Annotated in this window: 18 protein-coding genes; 14 read left to right on the top strand and 4 right to left on the bottom strand. The window is 71.1% G+C overall.

Features of this window, described 5'->3' with window-relative positions:
• Window positions 1-88 precede the first annotated feature (88 nt).
• The 3 genes from V5F75_RS07320 to V5F75_RS07310 all read left to right on the top strand — a co-directional run bounded on the left by V5F75_RS07320 (window position 89) and on the right by V5F75_RS07310 (window position 3,363).
• Window positions 89-1,216, top strand: a complete 1,128-nt coding sequence (locus V5F75_RS07320; RefSeq protein WP_394035684.1) for an acyl-CoA dehydrogenase family protein — start codon at window positions 89-91, stop codon at window positions 1,214-1,216.
• Window positions 1,217-1,307: 91 nt separating this feature from the next.
• Window positions 1,308-2,483 (top strand): CaiB/BaiF CoA transferase family protein, encoded by a 1,176-nt coding sequence (locus tag V5F75_RS07315; protein ID WP_394035686.1) that lies wholly within the window; start codon window positions 1,308-1,310, stop codon window positions 2,481-2,483.
• A gap of 226 nt (window positions 2,484-2,709) precedes the next feature.
• Entirely contained in the window at window positions 2,710-3,363 is a 654-nt protein-coding gene (locus V5F75_RS07310) for an FABP family protein (protein WP_394035688.1), read from the top strand.
• 460 nt (window positions 3,364-3,823) lie between these two features.
• Here V5F75_RS07310 and V5F75_RS07305 read toward each other — a convergent pair whose 3' ends face one another.
• The 3 genes from V5F75_RS07305 to V5F75_RS07295 all read right to left on the bottom strand — a co-directional run bounded on the left by V5F75_RS07305 (window position 3,824) and on the right by V5F75_RS07295 (window position 5,577).
• Window positions 3,824-4,540, bottom strand: coding sequence for an SDR family NAD(P)-dependent oxidoreductase (locus V5F75_RS07305; protein WP_394035800.1), 717 nt, complete (start codon window positions 4,538-4,540; stop codon window positions 3,824-3,826).
• 321 nt (window positions 4,541-4,861) lie between these two features.
• On the bottom strand, window positions 4,862-5,326 hold the full coding sequence (locus tag V5F75_RS07300) for a phage holin family protein (RefSeq protein WP_394035690.1): 465 nt from the start codon (window positions 5,324-5,326) through the stop codon (window positions 4,862-4,864).
• Window positions 5,323-5,577 (bottom strand): hypothetical protein, encoded by a 255-nt coding sequence (locus tag V5F75_RS07295; protein WP_394035692.1) that lies wholly within the window; start codon window positions 5,575-5,577, stop codon window positions 5,323-5,325. The genes V5F75_RS07300 and V5F75_RS07295 overlap by 4 nt, the downstream gene beginning before the upstream one ends.
• Before the next feature lie 152 nt (window positions 5,578-5,729).
• On the opposite strand from V5F75_RS07295, the gene V5F75_RS07290 reads away from it, so the two are divergent.
• Window positions 5,730-6,356 (top strand): 2-hydroxychromene-2-carboxylate isomerase, encoded by a 627-nt coding sequence (locus V5F75_RS07290; protein ID WP_394035694.1) that lies wholly within the window; start codon window positions 5,730-5,732, stop codon window positions 6,354-6,356.
• A gap of 141 nt (window positions 6,357-6,497) precedes the next feature.
• Window positions 6,498-6,926, top strand: coding sequence for a hypothetical protein (locus V5F75_RS07285; protein WP_394035696.1), 429 nt, complete (start codon window positions 6,498-6,500; stop codon window positions 6,924-6,926).
• A gap of 12 nt (window positions 6,927-6,938) precedes the next feature.
• On the opposite strand, the gene V5F75_RS07280 is transcribed toward V5F75_RS07285, so the two are convergent.
• Window positions 6,939-7,895 carry an alpha/beta hydrolase gene (locus V5F75_RS07280; RefSeq protein WP_394035698.1) on the bottom strand — a complete coding sequence of 319 codons (957 nt, stop codon included), beginning with the start codon at window positions 7,893-7,895 and terminating at the stop codon, window positions 6,939-6,941.
• 105 nt (window positions 7,896-8,000) lie between these two features.
• Here V5F75_RS07280 and V5F75_RS07275 point away from each other — a divergent pair, with 105 nt between their 5' ends.
• From V5F75_RS07275 to leuB, 9 genes are all read left to right on the top strand, one after another.
• Window positions 8,001-8,468, top strand: coding sequence for a secondary thiamine-phosphate synthase enzyme YjbQ (locus tag V5F75_RS07275; protein ID WP_394035700.1), 468 nt, complete (start codon window positions 8,001-8,003; stop codon window positions 8,466-8,468).
• An 82-nt stretch (window positions 8,469-8,550) separates the two neighbouring features.
• Entirely contained in the window at window positions 8,551-9,267 is a 717-nt protein-coding gene (locus V5F75_RS07270; RefSeq protein WP_394035702.1) for a LuxR C-terminal-related transcriptional regulator, read from the top strand.
• 120 nt (window positions 9,268-9,387) lie between these two features.
• Window positions 9,388-10,734: an AmpG family muropeptide MFS transporter gene (locus V5F75_RS07265; RefSeq protein WP_394035704.1), complete on the top strand. Its 1,347-nt coding sequence runs from the start codon at window positions 9,388-9,390 to the stop codon at window positions 10,732-10,734.
• 197 nt (window positions 10,735-10,931) lie between these two features.
• Window positions 10,932-11,963, top strand: coding sequence for a sulfate ABC transporter substrate-binding protein (locus V5F75_RS07260; RefSeq protein WP_394035706.1), 1,032 nt, complete (start codon window positions 10,932-10,934; stop codon window positions 11,961-11,963).
• A 246-nt stretch (window positions 11,964-12,209) separates the two neighbouring features.
• Window positions 12,210-12,566 carry a (2Fe-2S) ferredoxin domain-containing protein gene (locus V5F75_RS07255; protein WP_394035708.1) on the top strand — a complete coding sequence of 119 codons (357 nt, stop codon included), beginning with the start codon at window positions 12,210-12,212 and terminating at the stop codon, window positions 12,564-12,566.
• Between the two features lie 357 nt (window positions 12,567-12,923).
• Window positions 12,924-14,165, top strand: a complete 1,242-nt coding sequence (gene argJ / locus V5F75_RS07250) for a bifunctional glutamate N-acetyltransferase/amino-acid acetyltransferase ArgJ (protein WP_394035710.1) — start codon at window positions 12,924-12,926, stop codon at window positions 14,163-14,165.
• Window positions 14,162-14,566 (top strand): (deoxy)nucleoside triphosphate pyrophosphohydrolase, encoded by a 405-nt coding sequence (locus tag V5F75_RS07245; RefSeq protein WP_394035712.1) that lies wholly within the window; start codon window positions 14,162-14,164, stop codon window positions 14,564-14,566. The genes argJ and V5F75_RS07245 overlap by 4 nt, the downstream gene beginning before the upstream one ends.
• 281 nt (window positions 14,567-14,847) lie before the next feature.
• Window positions 14,848-15,720 (top strand): aromatic amino acid exporter YddG, encoded by an 873-nt coding sequence (gene yddG / locus V5F75_RS07240; RefSeq protein ID WP_394035714.1) that lies wholly within the window; start codon window positions 14,848-14,850, stop codon window positions 15,718-15,720.
• A 158-nt stretch (window positions 15,721-15,878) separates the two neighbouring features.
• Window positions 15,879-16,991: a 3-isopropylmalate dehydrogenase gene (gene leuB / locus V5F75_RS07235; protein ID WP_394035716.1), complete on the top strand. Its 1,113-nt coding sequence runs from the start codon at window positions 15,879-15,881 to the stop codon at window positions 16,989-16,991.
• The last annotated feature ends 114 nt before the right edge of the window (window positions 16,992-17,105 follow it).

Here is a 17,105-nt window from a genome sequence, read left to right as displayed (position 1 = left end):
GCGGGGTGCCGCCCTCCCCCCACCCACCACAAGGCCAAGAACCAACAAGAAGACGCCGCCAACAAGAAGCCGCCAAGGGAGTGAAGCCGTGATCCTCACCGACACCCAAAGGGACATCCGCGACATGGTCCGCGCCTTCGCCGGGGAGCAGCTCGCCCCCGGCGCCGCCGCGCGCGACCGGGCGCACGCCTTCCCCCGCGCCGAGCTTGCCGAGATGGGGACCCTGGGCTTCCTCGGCATGCTGGTGCCGGAGGAATACGGCGGCTCGGCCGCCGATCTCGTCTCCTACGCCCTGGCGCTGGAGGAGATCGCGGCGGCGGACGGCGCCACGTCCACCATCGTCTCCGTGCATTCCTCGGTGGGCTGCGGACCCATCGTGAAGTTCGGCACCGAAGAACAGAAGCAGCGCTTCCTGCCCAGGCTCGCCTCGGGCGAATGGATCGGCGGCTTCGCCCTGACCGAGCCGCACACGGGCTCGGACGCCGCCGCCATCCGCACCCGCGCCCGGCGCGACGGCGACCATTACGTGCTGAACGGCGCCAAGCAGTTCATTACCTCCGGCAAGAACGGCAATCTCGTCATCGTGTTCGCGGTGACCGACCCGGACGCGGGCAAGAAGGGCATCTCCGCCTTCATCGTGCCCACCGACACCCCCGGCTACGAGGTGGTGCGGGTGGAGGACAAGCTGGGCCAGCATTCGTCCGACACCTGCGCCCTCGCCTTCAACGACATGCGCATCCACGAGAGCCTGCGCCTGGGCGCAGAGGGCGAGGGGCTGAAGATCGCGCTCGCGAACCTGGAGGGCGGGCGCATCGGCATCGCCTCCCAGGCGGTGGGCATGGCGCGGGCGGCGTTCGAGGCGGCCCTCGCCTACGCGAAGGAGCGCGTGACCTTCGGCAAGCCCATCTTCGAGCATCAGGCGGTGGCCTTCCGCCTCGCCGACATGGCGACCCGCATCGAGGCCGCGCGGCAGATGGTGCTGCACGCCGCCAGCCTGCGGGAAGCGGGCCTGCCCTGCCTCACCGAGGCCTCCATGGCCAAGCTCCTGGCCTCGGAGACGGCGGAGCAGGTGTGCTCGGCCGCCATCCAGATCCACGGCGGCTACGGCTATCTCGCCGACTTCCCGGTGGAGCGCATCTACCGCGATGTGCGGGTGTGCCAGATCTACGAGGGCACCAGCGACGTGCAGCGCATCGTCATCGCCCGCAGCCTTTGAGACACGAAGCTCTCTCCCGCACGCGGAAGAGGGCCCCTCGCGCAGAGCCCGAAAACGGGCCGCGAGCAGACCACACCCGAGGAAACGCCAGATGACCGATCCCCAACCCGCCAACACGCCCGAAAGCACGCCCGCCGGCCCTCTCGCCGGCCTGCGCGTGGTCGATCTCTCCCGCCTCGCGCCGGGCCCCTACTGCACCATGCTGCTCGCGGACCTCGGGGCCGAGGTGATCGTGGTGGGCGGCGGGCGCGCCGGCGTGCCCATTCCCGAGCTGTCGCGCGGCAAGCGCTTCATCTCCCTCGACCTGAAGGCGCCCGAAGGGCGCGCCGCGCTGCATGCGCTGGTGAAGACCGCCGACGTGCTGGTGGAGGGCTTCCGCCCCGGCGTCGCCGACCGCATCGGCGCCGGCTACGAAGAATTGGCCGCACTCAACCCGAAGCTGGTCTACTGCTCCGTCACCGGCTTCGGCCAGGATGGGCCGCGCGCCCAGGAGGCGGGGCACGACATCACCTATCTCGCCCTTTCCGGCGTGCTCGGCGGCCTGGGGCCGAAGGAGGCCCCGCCCACCGCGCCGCTCAATCTGGTGGCCGATTTCGCGGGCGGCAGCCTCATGGCGGCCATCGGTGTCCTGGCGGCGGTGATCGAGGCGCGCCGCTCGGGGCGGGGCCAGAAGATCGACGCCGCCATGCTGGACGGCGCCCTCTCCCTCATGGCCATGCACCTGCCCCTGTGGCGCACGCCCCACTGGCCCGCGCGCGGCGAGGGGCTGCTGGCGGGCGACACGCCCTTCTACCGCACCTATGCCTGCGCCGACGGGCGCTTCATCGCCGTCGGCGCCCTGGAGCGCGGCTTTTTCGAAACCCTGTGGCGCACCCTGGAGCTGGGCGAGGCGCCCGACCACATGGCTCGCGCCAACTGGCCGGACATCGAACGCCGGCTCGCCGCCGCCTTCCTCTCCCGCCCGCGTGACGCCTGGGCCGCCGTGTTCGCCGGAACGGACGCCTGCGTCGCCCCGGTGCTGGAACCGCACGAGGTGTGGGACGAGCCCCACAACGCCGCCCGCCACCCCGGCTCCGGGCCGAACCGGGTGCCGGCGGTGCCACGCCTCTCCCGCACCCCGGCGGTGGCGCGCCCCCTGGACGAGACCGACCAGAGCCGCGCCATCCTCGGTGCCCTGGGCCTCTCGGAAGCGCAGATGGATGCGGCCATAGCCCCTTCGGGGCAGGGCCAGCGCACCGGGCTCGACTGGCCGCCCGCCCTGCGCTGACCGGCGGGGCCACGGGGCCGCACCGCCGGCGGAACCCGTGGCCCGCCGTCACACGGCCTTTGGTCGCATCGACTATTTCCCGAGCTTGAAACGCCCCGGACCCGTTTCGCCGTCCTTGTCGCGCTCCCCCCGCCCGCCTTAAACAAGCGGAGGCGTCGCAGGAGCGCCGAGGCCGGTCGGGACAACGGCCCGGCAGGCGAAATCATGTCTCTCAGGATGTTGCCCGATGTCGAACATTGTCGATGACATTTATACTGAGCCCGAGGATTACTCCCCCGACACTCTCGCCAATCTCGGTCCCCTGCGCCGCCTCGCCGGCACCTGGCAGTCCGACACCGGTGTGGACGTGAACCCGAAGGCCGACGGCCCGGAGCGGCGCGTCTTCAGCGAGGTCGTCCGCATGGAGCCGATCGACCCGCAGACCAACGGCCCGCAGCTGCTCTACGGCCTGCGCTACCATGTCCACATCACAGCGCCGGGCGAGGCGGGCACCTTCCACGACCAGGTCGGCTACTGGCTGTGGGAGCCGGCGACCGGCCTCATCATGCAGACCATCGCCATCCCGCGCGGCCAGGTGGTGCTGGCCGGCGGCAAGGCCGGCACCGACGACAAGACCCTCACGGTGGAGGCGCGGCGGGGGGATACCCGCTTCGGCATCGCCTCCACCACCTTCCTCGAGGAAGCCTTCCGCACCGATTATTACCGCATCGACATCACCTTCAACGATGACGGAAGCTGGACCTATGTGACCCGCACCGATCTCGCGATCCGCGGGCAGGTGCCGGCATTCAACCACACCGACACCAACACCCTGCGTCGCATCCTGCGCCCGCGCCCGAACCCCATGGCCGCCCCGCCGCTGGAGCCCGCCGAGGCCTGAGCGGCCTCCACGCATGGAAAGTGGGGAGAGGCGCGTGGCCCGCACGCGGCGCGCCTCTCCGCCGAGCCCGAGGGCGGGGTGCGCCCCTCGCGATCGGCAGACGCGGCGCCATGCCGAAGCATCATGCCCGAGGCCCGCGCGCGGACCCGGCGCCGCGACCAGGGAAGGGACGCGAAGGGCTGCGACGCGGGCAAGAAGACCACCCTCCGCAAGCCCGGCATCACGACCGACGCCAACCGACGCTTGGAGCATTTTCCGTTCGCGACGGCTCACGGATGACGCTCTCGAAGCTTGAGTTTGCGCATGTTCTTCACGCGAACCTGTGTCCGCTTCGCTTGAAAATGCTCTGGAGCGTTTTCCGCGCGCTCCCGCACGCGGCGACCGCTCCAGATTCATGAGATCACGCATTTTCTTCAAGCGAACCTGTGTCCACTTCGCTTGAAAATGCTCCTGGGCGCGCTCAGACGTGCTGCCCGCCGTTGATGTGGATCTCCGCGCCGTTGAGGTAAGACGAAATGTCCGTGCACAGCACGTAGATGATCTTGGCCACTTCCTCCGGCGTGCCCAGGCGCTGCATGGGGATCTGCGCCACGATCTTCTCCGTGCCCGGCGAGAGGATGGCGGTGTCGATCTCCCCCGGCGCGATGGCGTTCACGCGGATGCCCCGGCGCCCGAAATCGGAGGCCATCTCCCGCGTCAGCGCCGCCAGCGCCGCCTTGGAGGTGGCATAGGCAGCGCCCGCGAAGGGATGGACCCGCGAGCCGGCGATGGAGGTGACGTTCACCACCGAGCCCCGCGCCTTCTCAAGCTCCGCAGAAAGGCCCCGCGCCAGGATGATGGGCGCGAAGAAGTTCACCTGAAACACGTCCACCCAGGTTTCCAGGTCCGTGTCGAGGGTACCGAGGCGCGAGCCGCCCTCCCCCTTGGGCGAAATGGCGGCATTGTTCACGAGCGCATGAAGGGCGCCGTCGGGCAGGCGGCGCTTCACCTCCGCGATGGCGGCGAGCGTGCTCGCCGGGCTCGACAGGTCCACCTGCAGGTGGTCCTCCGGCCCCGCGCCCCAGGGGCACTGCTCGGGAAAGGCATGGCGCGAGCAGGTGATGACCCGCCAGCCGGCGGCTGAGAACAGCTTCACCGTGGCATGGCCGATGCCGCGCGAGGCACCGGTGAGCAGCATCACCGGCTGCCCGCCCTCGCGCACGCTGGCGCGCGGCATGGCGCCATCATGGGTCGCGTCCGCGGGCATGCCGCCCGTGGGCGCCGCCGCCCCCATGGATGCGCCGTGCGCCACCGGGCAGCGGGGCGCTGGAGGCTCGGAAGAGGGGGACGCGGAAGGCGATGGCGCGGCACCGGCGGCGCTCGCATCGCCGGCGGCGGCAGGCGCCGCATGGGGGCATCGGGGCGCGTCGGTCATTGGGCATCCTCCCGTGACCCGTCCGGCGGCGGAGGGCACCACGCGGGGGTGCCGCAGCGCGGCGCGCGGGTCAAGGGCGCCGGCTCAACCCTTCCGGCGAAAGCCCTTCAGAACGGTATTGAGCAACGACAGCGCCACCGCCGGCAGGGCGCTGTCCAGCGGGTTGCGCACGAAGGCCGCCAGCCGCGACGCCCCCGCCCCGACGGACTGGAGATCATTGTTGACGGCGGCCAGGGCGGCGGCGTGCACCTCGTTGGCGATCCCAAGCTCGCGCCCCGGCTTCACCTGGGCGCCGAGAAGGGCGAGCAGCCCCGCCAGCACCACCGCGCCGCCGCCGACGATGAGAGCGGCGAGGATGGGGCCGTAATGCGCCTCCAGCGCCAGGAAGCCGGCGATGCCCAGCATCACCAGCCCGAACGCGCCCACCACCCCCGCCACGGCGAAGAAGGCGGACTTGGTGGCCGCCCGTCGCAGGTGGATCTCGGCGATGATGAGGTCCGCGCGCAGCAGCACGCGCGCATTCCGCACCAGGGTATCCAGATCGGTCATCGTCCCCTGCCCCATTTCCAAAGGCCGCCGGCCACCACCCCCGCCAGCAGGCACAGCCCCGCGCTCGCGAGCGGATGCGCCTTCACCCACGCCGTGGTGCGGGAGAGCGCGGCCTCCGCATCCCTCAGCTCCACCCCGGCGGCGGCGCGCGCCCGCTCCACCGCCGCGCGGGCGGCCTCCCGCGGGCGGGCGGCGTCGAGATCGGCCCGGAGCGCCGAGAGCCGTGCGGCGAGGGAGCTGCTGTCGGTCATGCCATTTCCCACCGGGACGCGGGGCGCGTCCACCCCAGCATGGACCGCCCGGGGCCCCGCGGGCAAGCGCCGCGCGGCGCCCGAGCGTAACCACTCGGCACCGGTCAAAGACCGGGGCCGATGGTATAAGGGCCGGCAACGGAGAATCACCCATGGCGCGGCGCATCGACTATTACTTCTCCACCATCAGCCCGTGGGCCTTCATCGGCCACGCGCCCTTCACGGCCGTCGCCGCGCGGCACGGCGCGGAGGTGGCCTTCCACCCGGTGGCGCTCGGGCCCGTCTTCGCCGAGAGCGGCGGCCTGCCCCTCGCCAAGCGCGCGCCCCAGCGCCAGCGCTATCGCATCCTGGAATTGCAGCGCTGGCGCGTGAAGCGCGGCATCGATTTCCATCTCCACCCCGCCTTCTGGCCGTTCGATCCGGCCCTGGCCGACCGCACCGTCATCGCCTCGCTCCAGGCCGGCCACGGGGTGGAGCGGCTGCTGCCGGGCCTGTTCGCGGCGGTGTGGCAGGGCCAGCGCAACCTTGCCGATCCCGCGGAGGTCGCCGCCATCGCCGATGCCGCGGGCCTGCCCGGCGCGGCGCTGGTGGAGGCGGCAACCGGCGCGCGCGCCTCCGACACCTATGCCGACAATCGCGCCAAGGCGATCGCGGCCGACGTGTTCGGCGCCCCCTCCTATGTGCTCGACGGCGAGGTGTTCTGGGGCCAGGATCGCCTCGACCTGCTGGACGACGCCCTCGCCAGCGGGCGCGCGCCGTTCCGCGCCGATGCCGGCTGAGACCAGGGGCCCGTGCGCATGACGCACGGGCCTTTGCTCAAGCCCGCGCGGCGTCTGAGCGAAACGGCGCGCGGGCGCCCCGCTTCGGCCCCGATCCTGCCGGACAGTCCAGGCCGAAGGGTTCCCCCGCAAGGAGGCGCGATGACCATGCCCGCCCGTTCCGCCGTGCCCGCCCTGATGGCCCTCACCATGGCGGGGCTGCTCGCCTCGTCGGGCGCCGCCCGCGCCGAGGGCGAGCCGCCGCAGCAGCCGCGCTTCGCCTTCGCGCCGGTGGAGGGGGGCGCCCTCAAGATGGACACCCAGACCGGGCAGGTCTCGCTCTGCACCAAGGGCGCGGGCGGCTTCGCCTGCACAGCCGTGCCCGACACCCGCGACGCCTACGAGGCGGAGATCGCCCGCCTTCAGGCCGAGATCGCCGCCCTGAAGAAGGGCGCGGCGGCCCCCGGCGCCCCGCCGCAGGCGGAGCCCTCCGACGTGGACCGCGCCCTGGACTACGCCACCCACCTCTACCGGCGCTTCCGCCAGCTCATCGACGAGATGAAGGCCCCCGACCAGAGCGAAACGCTCTGAGCCGGCTTCACGTCAGAAGGTGGAGAGGAACTCGTCCATCTTCTTCAGCGCCTGATCGGCCAGGGTGCCGGGAAAGCCGATGAAGACGTGGCAGCCGCCGGGATAGACGCCGAGCGAGGTCTCGTTGCCGGCCGCGAGCCAGGCATTGGCCATGAACAGCGTGTCGTCGAGCAGCGGGTCGCGGGTGCCCACCGTGAACATCGCCTTCGGCAGGCCCTTCAGGTTGGCGAGCAGGGGCGAGACGTCCGGATCGTCCGCGCGGCCTTCGAGGCGCAGGTAGCCGGCGACGAAATGCTCGACGTCGCTGCGGTTGATGACGAGCGGCAGGTCGCCCCAGTTGCGCACCGAGGGGGTGAGGCGCAGGTCGTAGCAACCGGCGGTGAGGTTCGCGGCGGAAAAGGGCGTGAGGCCGTGACGGTCGCGCAGGCGCACCAGGGTCGCGACCACCAGCGTCGCCCCGCCCGATTCGCCGCCGATGGCGAGGCGGGTGGTGCCGAAGCGGTTCTGCGCCTCGCCGAGCAGCCACAGGGCCGCCGCCTCGCAATCGTCCGGGCCGGCGGGATAGGGCTCTTCCGGCGCGAGCCGATAGTCCACCGATACCACCGCCAGGCCACAGCGCGCGGCGATGCGGTCCGTGAGGTTCTCGTTCTCGCGGGCCGAGCCGAGGGTCCAGCCGCCGCCGTGGATGTGAAGGTAGACGCCCTTCGGCGCCCCGTCCGGCATGAGGATGCGCAGCGGGATGGGCCCGCGCGGGCCGGGAATGGTCTCCACATGGGCGCGCTTGCTCTCGGGCGGCAGGGCGAAGGTGCCCTTGCCGGCGAGCCGCGCCGCCCGCACCAGGGGCAGCGGCACCAGCCAGCGGTCGGGCACCGCCAGCATCGCCTTCACGATGGCGTCATTCACCATGCGCGTGTCGGTGGCGACGGCGGAATCCTCAAACACCACGGGATCGAGAACGAGCTTCGACATCGGGGCTCCTGCCTCGGGCGAGTCACTTCAGGCGGCGCCAAGGTTGCAGGCCGGGCCGCGAGAGGCAATACAGTCCCGCAACCGATGCAGCGCAGGCATGCTCCCATGTTCCGTCTCGACCGTACCCCCGCCCGCGTGAGCCCCATCAATACCCACGCCGAATGCCGGCTGACGGTGCCGACGGAGGGCGAGGGCTTCACCGAGATCACCCGCGAGGCGGAGGCCTTCCTGGCGGAGATCGGCGCCCGCGAAGGCGTGCTCGCCGTCTTCTGCCGGCACACCTCCGCATCCCTGACCATCCAGGAAAACGCTGATTCCGACGTGCAGCGCGACCTGCTCACGGCCCTCCGCCGGCTCGCCCCGCAGGATGCCGGCTGGGTGCACGACACCGAGGGGCCGGACGACATGCCCGCCCACATCCGCACCTTCCTCAGCGGGGTGTGCCTCTCCATTCCGGTGAGCGAGGGGTGCCTCGCCCTGGGCACCTGGCAGGGCGTCTACCTCGTGGAGCACCGGAATGCACAACACAGACGGGAAGTGGTATTTGCCTTCACCGGTCATGCTGGAGCTTGAGGCATTCGCTTGCCACAGCTTCGCCACGGATCGATGATTTCGAAAGATGATTCGTTGCGCGGGCGGTGCGCGGCGAGGAAGAATGTGTCCGGGAACGGGTCAAAACGCAGAAACTTCCGGGGAGGGTGCATTGGGAGAAGCCGCGGGAAGTGAATTGCGTCTCGTCATCGCCGACGACCATCCCCTGTTCCGCGGCGCCCTCAAGGAAGCTGTGCTGAGCCACCACCCGCGCGCGGCCATCATCGAGTTCGGCACCTTCGACGCGCTCACCGCTTTCCTGGACCGCGACAGCGAGCTCGATCTCGTGCTGCTGGACCTCACCATGCCCGGCGCGCGCGGCTTCTCCGGCCTCATCTACTTGCGCGCGCAGTATCCCGCGCTCCCGGTGGTGGTGGTTTCCGGCAACGAGGAGCCGGCGGTGATCCGCCGCTGCCTCGATCTCGGCGCCTCCGGCTTCATTCCCAAGACCATGGACACGCGGCAGATGCGCGACGCCATCTCCGACGTGCTGAAGGGCGAGGCCTTCGTGCCGCCGGACATCGCCCCCGGCGCCGGCGGCGACGGGGAGACCGACGCCATCATCGCCCGCCTCTCCACCCTCACGCCCCAGCAGGTGCGGGTGCTGATGATGCTGGCCGAGGGCCGCCTCAACAAGCAGATCGCCTATGAGCTCTCGGTTTCCGAGGCGACGGTGAAGGCCCATGTCTCCGCCATCCTGCAGAAGCTCGGGGTGGAAAGCCGCACCCAGGCGGTGATCGCCGTTTCCAAGGTGGAGACCGGCCTGTGGACCCAGGCCTGAGCCCGGCGTGGGGGCACCCGGCAAAGGCGTTTTCTTAACGCGGCCGGTGTTCACTGCCGCCCCAGGCGCGGCGCACCGCCGCCGCGGCAGGCAACCGACCGGATTTCGCGTGGACCCACGATGAGCGACGACACCGCCCCCTCGACGCCCGCGGCGCGGCGCTCCTTCCTCGATGCCCTCACCGTCTATGCGCGCCCGAGCGTGCTGGTGGTGATCCTGCTCGGCTTTTCCTCCGGCCTGCCGCTGGCGCTCACCGGCACCACGCTCTCGGTGTGGATGACCGAGAGCGGCGTGAGCCTCGGCAGCATCGGCCTGTTCTCTCTGGTGGGCCTGCCCTACACGCTGAAGTTCATCTGGGCGCCGCTGGTGGACGCGCTCGACGTGCCCGTGCTCTCGCGCCTGCTGGGGCGGCGGCGGGGCTGGCTGCTGGCGACCCAGCTCGCGCTCCTGGCCGGCATCCTCTTCCTGGGCGCGCAGAACCCGCTCGCATCGCCCTTCATGGTGGCGCTGGGGGCGCTGGCGGTAGCCACAGTCTCCGCCACCCAGGACATCGTGGTGGACGCCTTCCGCGTGGAGCGGCTCGACACCTCCGAGCAGGCGGCGGGCATGGCCGGCTATGTGGCCGCCTACCGCATCGGCATGCTGGTGTCCGGCGCCGGCGTCATCGCCCTCGTGGCCTATCTGGAGGCGCACGGCGCCGTGCGCGCCGATGTGTGGTTCTGGGGCTATGTGGCGGCGGCGGCGTTCGTCGCCGTGGGCATAATCGCCACCTTCATGGCGCGCGAGCCCGCCGCCCCCGTGCGCGAGGAGGGGGTGGGCGCGGTCGCCCGCGTGGTCTCCACCGCGGTGGGCGCCTTCAGCGAGTTCCTGGCCCGCGAGCAGGCGGTGGCGATCCTGCTGTTCGTGCTGCTCTACAAGTTCTGCGACGCCTTCGCCGGCGTGCTCACGGCGCCGTTCGTCATCTCCATCGGCTTCGACAAGGCGACCTATGCCGGCATCGTGAAGGGCGTGGGGCTGGGCGCGGCGCTGCTCGGGGGCTTCGCCGGCGGCTTCATCGCCCGCGCCCTGCCGCTCGCCACCTGCCTGTGGGTGGGCGGGGTGCTGCAGATCCTCTCCAACCTCGCCTTCACCGCCCAGGCCCTCATCGGCGTGAACACGGCGGCGCTCACCGCCACCATCGTGGTGGAGAATTTCACCGGCGCCATCGGCACCGTGATCTTCGTGGCCTACCTCTCCGCCCTGTGCGGCGCGCGCGCCCACACCGCCACCCAATATGCCCTCCTGACCGCGCTCACGGCGGTGGGACGCACCTTCCTGGCCTCCGGCGGCGGCTTCATCGCGGAAGCCACGGGCTGGCCGGTGTTCTTCGTCATCACCGCCCTGGCGGGACTGCCGGGCCTTGTGCTGCTGGCCTTCCTCCAGGCGCGCGGCCACTTCCGCACCCTCGCGCACGAAGACCGGGACTGAGGGCGCCCCGCCTACCTACCCTCCCCGTTTCGCGCTCCGGTCTCCCGGCGCTGCCGCGCCCGCAGGCGCACGTCCTTAAATCGACAATGACGATAGGTGATGAGAGGTAGTTCACAGACCCATTTTCACATGCTATCCATGTCTCACGTGAAATACGTTTTTAAACGTACGTGAAATGTGAAATTGGGAGTCCATCCATGATCCACCGCCGGGCCTTCCTCGCCACGGTGCTCGCCGGCGCCGTCGCGTCCGCCGCGCTGCCCGCCCTCGCCCAGACGGCCCAGCCCGCGCCGGGGCCGGACTCCATCCTCAACGTCTCCTACGACATCGCCCGCGAGCTGTTCGCGGCCGAGAACGCGCTGTTCATCCCGGCGTGGAAGGAGAAGACCGGCCAGCAGCTCACCGTGAACCAGAGCCACGCCGGCTCCTCCCGCCAGGCCCGCGCCATCCTGGAGGGGCTGGAGGCCGACGTGGTGACCTTCAACCAGGTGACCGACGTGGACGTGCTGGCCAAGGCCGGCTTCGTCGCGAAGGACTGGCAGAAGAAGTTCCCCAACAGCGCCTCGCCCTACTATTCCTTCCCCTCGTTCCTGGTGCGCGAGGGCAACCCCAAGAACATCAAGGACTGGGACGACCTCGTGCGCGAGGACGTGAAGGTCATCTTCCCCAACCCCAAGACTTCCGGCAACGCGCGCTACACCTACCTTGCCGCCTATGCCTACGCGCTGGAGAAGAACAAGGGCGACACCGCCAAGGCCGACGCCTTCGTGAAGAAGCTGCTCGCCAACGTGCCGGTGTTCGACACCGGAGGCCGCGGCGCCACCACCACCTTCGCGGAGCGCGAGACTGGTGACGTGCTGGTGACCTTCGAGGCCGAGACCCGCGCCATCCAGGGCCTCTACCCCGACCGCAAGCTCCAGGCCGTCGCCCCCTCGGTGAGCCTGCTCGCCGAGTTCCCGGTGGCGGTGGTGGACAAGGTGGTGGACAAGCGCGGCTCGCGCCCCGCCGCCACCGCCTACCTGGAGTTCCTCTACTCCCCCGCCGGCCAGGAAGTGGCCGCCAAGGCCTTCCACCGGGTGGTGAACCCGGAGGTGGCCGCCAAGTACAAGGACCAGTTCCCGCCCGTGCGCCTCGTGAAGGTGGAGGAGGTGTTCGGAGGCTGGGACAAGGTCCAGGCCGACCATTTCGCCTCCGGCGCCAAGCTCGACGAGGTGTTCGTGGGCCGCTGAGGTCCTTGCCTCACCCACCGACGGCCGGGCCCCGCGCCCGGCCGTTTGCGTTCCGGCCCGTGCGAACCGGGACAATCAGCACCCGCCCGTGTCGCACTTGCCCCATGCCTGCCGGTCGGCCGGCAACGCCGCCCATGTCCGGGGAACGCCCAACACATTGCGGGATTTGACTTATCTCAAACCCAGCCCGCGGCGGCATGGATTTTGAATGGTTCCAGGCTCCGGAGCCCTAATCGAAGAGCCGCCATGTCTGAAGTCGCCGAGAGCGTCGAAGTCCTGGAGATCCCCCAGGTCTACACGCACCATGTGTTCTGCTGCTTCACCCAGCGCCCGCCGCAGCATCCGCGCGGCTCGTGCGGCGCCAACGGCGCCCAGCCCCTGTGGGACCGCCTGGGCAAGCAGCTGGAGGCCTCCGGCCGCCGCGACATCGCCATGACCGCGTCGGGCTGCCTCAGCTTCTGCTCGGCGGGGCCCATCATGGTCGTCTACCCCCAGGGCATCTGGTACACGCCCAAGACCCCCGAGGACATCGACGAGATCGTCTCCTCCCACCTCCTGGGCGGCAAGCCCGTGGAGCGGCTCATCATCGTCCCGCGCATCTGAGACCATCGGCCCCGGTCTTTGACCGGTGCCGGGAAGGTCCGCTCAAGCGCCGCGCGGGCTTGAGCAAAGGCCCGTGCGCCACACTCATGAGCCTTTGGCATGATCCCCACCGGGACCGCGCCACGCCGACGCCGGCCCGGCCCCCTTAGCCGGCATGCCGGCCAGTGCCGCGAAAGCGCCATCACGGCGCCCCTTGCCAGCGCCCGCCGGGTGCGGCACACGAGGGGCGCCGGGAGCGCCCGTTTGCCGCGAGGCGGAACGAACATCCCGGTTCCTGGGCCCGTCGCCCATCTGCTCTCGGAGACCGCGCCGCCCCGCCGCCCGGCGGGAGGACGGACCTCTTGCGGGGATCGCCTCATGTCGTCGTCCATCTCGCCTCTCGCCCCCCAGTTCGTGCCCCAGCTCCTGCCGGTGCCCGGCGTGGCCTTCACCACCGCCGCCGCGGGCATCCGCTACCAGGGGCGCACGGACGTGCTGGTCATGTCGTTCGCGCCGGGCACCACCGTGGCCGGCGTCACCACCCGCTCGCTGTGCCCCTCGGCGCCGGTGGAGTGGTGCCGCGACCTGCTGAAGAAGGGCAAGGCCCGCGCGCTGGTGGTGAACTCCGGCAACGCCAACGCCTTCACCGGCCGCAAGGGCCGCGAGGCGGTGAAGCTCACCGCGGAGATCGCCGCCGCCAAGCTCGACTGCAAGCCGGGCGAGGTGTTCCTCGCCTCCACCGGCGTCATCGGCGAGCCGCTGGACGCCACGAGGTTCGAGCCCGCCCTGGCGGAGGCCGCGGAGCGGCTGGTGGACTACCCCTGGATGGACGCCGCCCGCGCCATCATGACCACCGACACCTTCCCCAAGCTCGCCACCGCCGAGGTGCTGCTGGACGACGTGCCGGTGCGCATCAACGGCATCGCCAAGGGCGCCGGCATGATCGCCCCCGACATGGCGACCATGCTCTCCTTCGTCTTCACCGATGCGCCCATCGCCGCCGACGTGCTGCAGAAGCTGCTCTCCAAGGGCGTGAAGGACTCGTTCAACGCCGTCACCATCGACGGCGACACCTCCACCTCCGACACCCTGCTCCTGTTCGCCACCGGCGTGGCCGAGGAGCGCGGCGCGCCGCGCATCAAGGATATGGACGACCCGCGCCTCAAGGCCTTCCGCCGCGCCCTGTTCGAGCTTCTGGCCGACCTCGCGGAGCAGGTGGCCCGCGACGGCGAGGGCGCCCGCAAGCTGCTGCGCGTGCAGGTGAACGGCGCCGTCTCCAAGAAGTCGGCGCGGCGCGTCGCCATGTCCATCGCCAACTCGCCTCTGGTGAAGACCGCCATCGCCGGCGAGGACGCCAACTGGGGCCGCGTGGTGATGGCCATCGGCAAGGCCGGCGAGCCGGCCGACCGCGACCTGATCTCCATCTCCTTCGGCGATATCCGCGTCGCCCACCAGGGCGCGCGCGACCCCGATTACGACGAGGCGGTCACCTCCGCCTACATGAAGAACCCGGTGGTGGACCTCACCGTGGACCTGGGCCTCGGCCGCGGCTCCGACCGGGTGCTCACCTGCGACCTCACGAAGGAATACGTCGCCATTAACGGGGACTACCGCTCGTGAAGATCACCCTGGTGGTGGCCTGCGCGCTCATCGATGCCGACAACCGGGTGCTGGTGGCCCAGCGCCCGGAGGGCAAGGCGCTGGCCGGCCTGTGGGAGTTTCCCGGCGGCAAGATGGAGCCGGGCGAGCGGCCCGAGCAGACCCTCATCCGCGAGCTGGACGAGGAGCTGGGCATCACGGTGAAGGAGGCCTGCCTTGCCCCCCTCACCTTCGCCAGCCACGCCTATGAGGACTTCCACCTGCTCATGCCCCTGTGGATCTGCCGGCGCTGGGAAGGCCCGGTGACCCGCAAGGAGCACCAGGACCTCAAGTGGGTGCGGCCGGGCAAGCTGCGCGAGCTCGCCATGCCGCCCGCCGACGAGCCGCTGATCCCGCCGCTGATCGACCTGCTCGGCCCCTGAGGCGGCTTGCCGGCATCGACGATGGCCGCGCCTGTGTTTCCCGCGGCGCCGGCCGGCGGAAGCGCCCGCGCCGGAGGCGCCCGGCTCCGGGCCGCCGATGGTCTGGCGCAGGGGGCCGGCGCCTCTGCCGGGTGCTCCTCCGCGCGGCGGCCGTTCGGCCCGGACCGAACGCCCGCGCCCTCCCCCGAGGCGCGGCTTCTCCCCCGCCGCGCCAGCCATCGCAGCCTGCCGGCGCGCCGCCAACCGGCCCCGCCGCGGGCGCCCCGTCCGGACCTCCCGCCATGACCCCGGCCATCGCCACCCGCATCGGTCTTCTCGCCATCGCGCTCTGGGCGACGCTGGCCTTGCTCACCGCCGCCACCGGGCGGGTGCCGGCCTTCCAGCTCACCGCCCTCACCTTCGCCATCGGCGGCGTGGTGGGGCTCGGCGCCGCGCTCGCCGGGCCGGGGCTGAAGGTGCTGGTCCAGCGGCCCATGGCCTATGTGCACGGGGTGGGCGGCCTGTTCGGCTACCATTTCCTCTATTTCGCCGCGCTGAAGCTGGCGCCGCCGGCGGAAGCCGGGCTCATCAACTATCTCTGGCCGCTGCTCATCGTGCTGCTCTCCGCCACCCTGCCGGGCGGGGGGCTGCGGCGCGCCCATGTGCTCGGCGCGCTCCTGGGGTTCGCCGGCACGGTGGCGCTGCTGCTGGGCAAGGGCGGCTTTTCCGGCATCGAGGGGCGCTATGTGCCCGGCTATCTCGCCGCCTTCGCCTGCGCTTTCATATGGGCGGTCTATTCGGTGGCGTCCCGCCGCTTTGCAGACGTGCCCACCCCTGCGGTGGCCGGCTTCTGCCTCGTCACGGCGCTGCTCGCCGGCCTGTGCCACCTGGCCTGGGAGGAGACCGTGTGGCCGGCGGGCGTTACCGAATGGGCGGCGGTGGCCGCGCTCGGCCTCGGGCCGGTGGGCCTCGCCTTCTATGCCTGGGACATCGGCATGAAGAAAGGCGACGTGCGCCTGCTGGGCGTCGCCTCCTATGCGGCGCCGGTGCTCTCCACCCTGCTGCTGGTGGCCGCCGGATATGCCACGCCCACCCCCGCGCTGGCACTCGCCTGCGCGCTCATCGTGGGCGGCGCCGTGGTGGCGACGCGGCGCGGCGGACGGCGCGCGCCATGAGCCGGCCGCGACCCGCCGGACCGCCCGGCGGCGCCTTGCGCTCGCACCGCTAAAGTCCTAGCACTCCGGCCGGTCGCCCCAGGGCGAGGCCCCGCCGCCGGCGCCGCGCGCGCCGGGATCGCGGCGAGCCGCCCCTGCAACAGACGAAGGAAACATCCATGGCCACCCACAAGCTTCTTCTTCTCGCCGGCGACGGCATCGGCCCGGAAGTGATGACCGAGGTGAAGCGCGTCATCGCCTGGCTGGAGCGCGAGGGCCTCGCCTCCTTCGCCATCGAGGAGGACCTGGTGGGCGGCAGCGCCTATGACGCGCACAAGGTGGCCATCACCGATGCCGCCATGGACCGCGCCAAGGCGGCCGACGCCGTGCTGCTCGCCGCCGTGGGCGGCCCCAAGTGGGCGAACGTGCCCTATGAGGCGCGTCCGGAAGCCGGCCTGCTGCGCCTGCGCAAGGACCTGCAGCTATTCGCGAACCTGCGCCCCGCCATCTGCTACCCGGCGCTGGCGGACGCCTCCTCCCTCAAGCGCGACGTGGTGGAGGGGCTCGACATCCTCATCGTGCGCGAGCTGACCGGCGGCGTCTATTTCGGCGAGCCCAAGACCATCACCGACCTCGGCAACGGGCAGAAGCGCGCCGTCGACACCCAGGTCTACGAGACCTACGAGATCGACCGCATCGCCCGCGTGGCGTTCGATCTCGCCCGCACGCGCCGCAACAAGGTGACCTCCTCCGAGAAGCACAATGTGATGCGCACCGGCGTGCTGTGGAAGGAGGTCGTCACCCAGGTGCACGACGCCGACTACAAGGACGTGGAGCTGGAGCACAACCTGGCCGATTCGCTCGCCATGCAGCTCGTGCGCTGGCCCAAGCAGTATGACGTCATCGTCACCGACAACCTGTTCGGCGACGTGCTCTCCGACATCGCCGCCATGCTCACCGGCTCGCTCGGCATGCTGCCCTCGGCCTCGCTCGGCGCGGTGGACGCCGCCACCGGCAAGCGCTCGGCCATGTACGAGCCGGTGCACGGCTCGGCCCCCGACATCGCCGGCAAGGGCATCGCCAACCCCATCGCCATGATCGGCTCCCTGGCCATGGCGCTGCGCTACTCCTTCAACCAGGGCGAGGTGGCGGACCGCATCGAGGCCGCCATCTCCGGCGTGCTCGATGCCGGCAAGCGCACCGCCGACATCCGCACCCCCGGCGCCGACGTGATCTCCACCCAGGCCATGGGCGAAGCCATCGTGGCGGAGCTGGACGCCGCCCGCGCCTGAATCTGAGGCCGGCATGGCAAACGAAGGGGCAGGCCATGGGCCCGCCCTTTTTCGTTTGCGTTTCTCCCGAGGAGGGGCAGGGCCTTAAGCTCGGCGCGTTTCACACGCGGCGCG

The organism is Xanthobacter albus (assembly GCF_043194895.2).
GTDB lineage: Bacteria > Pseudomonadota > Alphaproteobacteria > Rhizobiales > Xanthobacteraceae > Xanthobacter.
Note: the sequence above shows the minus strand (reverse complement) of the source record. Positions and strands in the feature narration are given on the sequence as shown.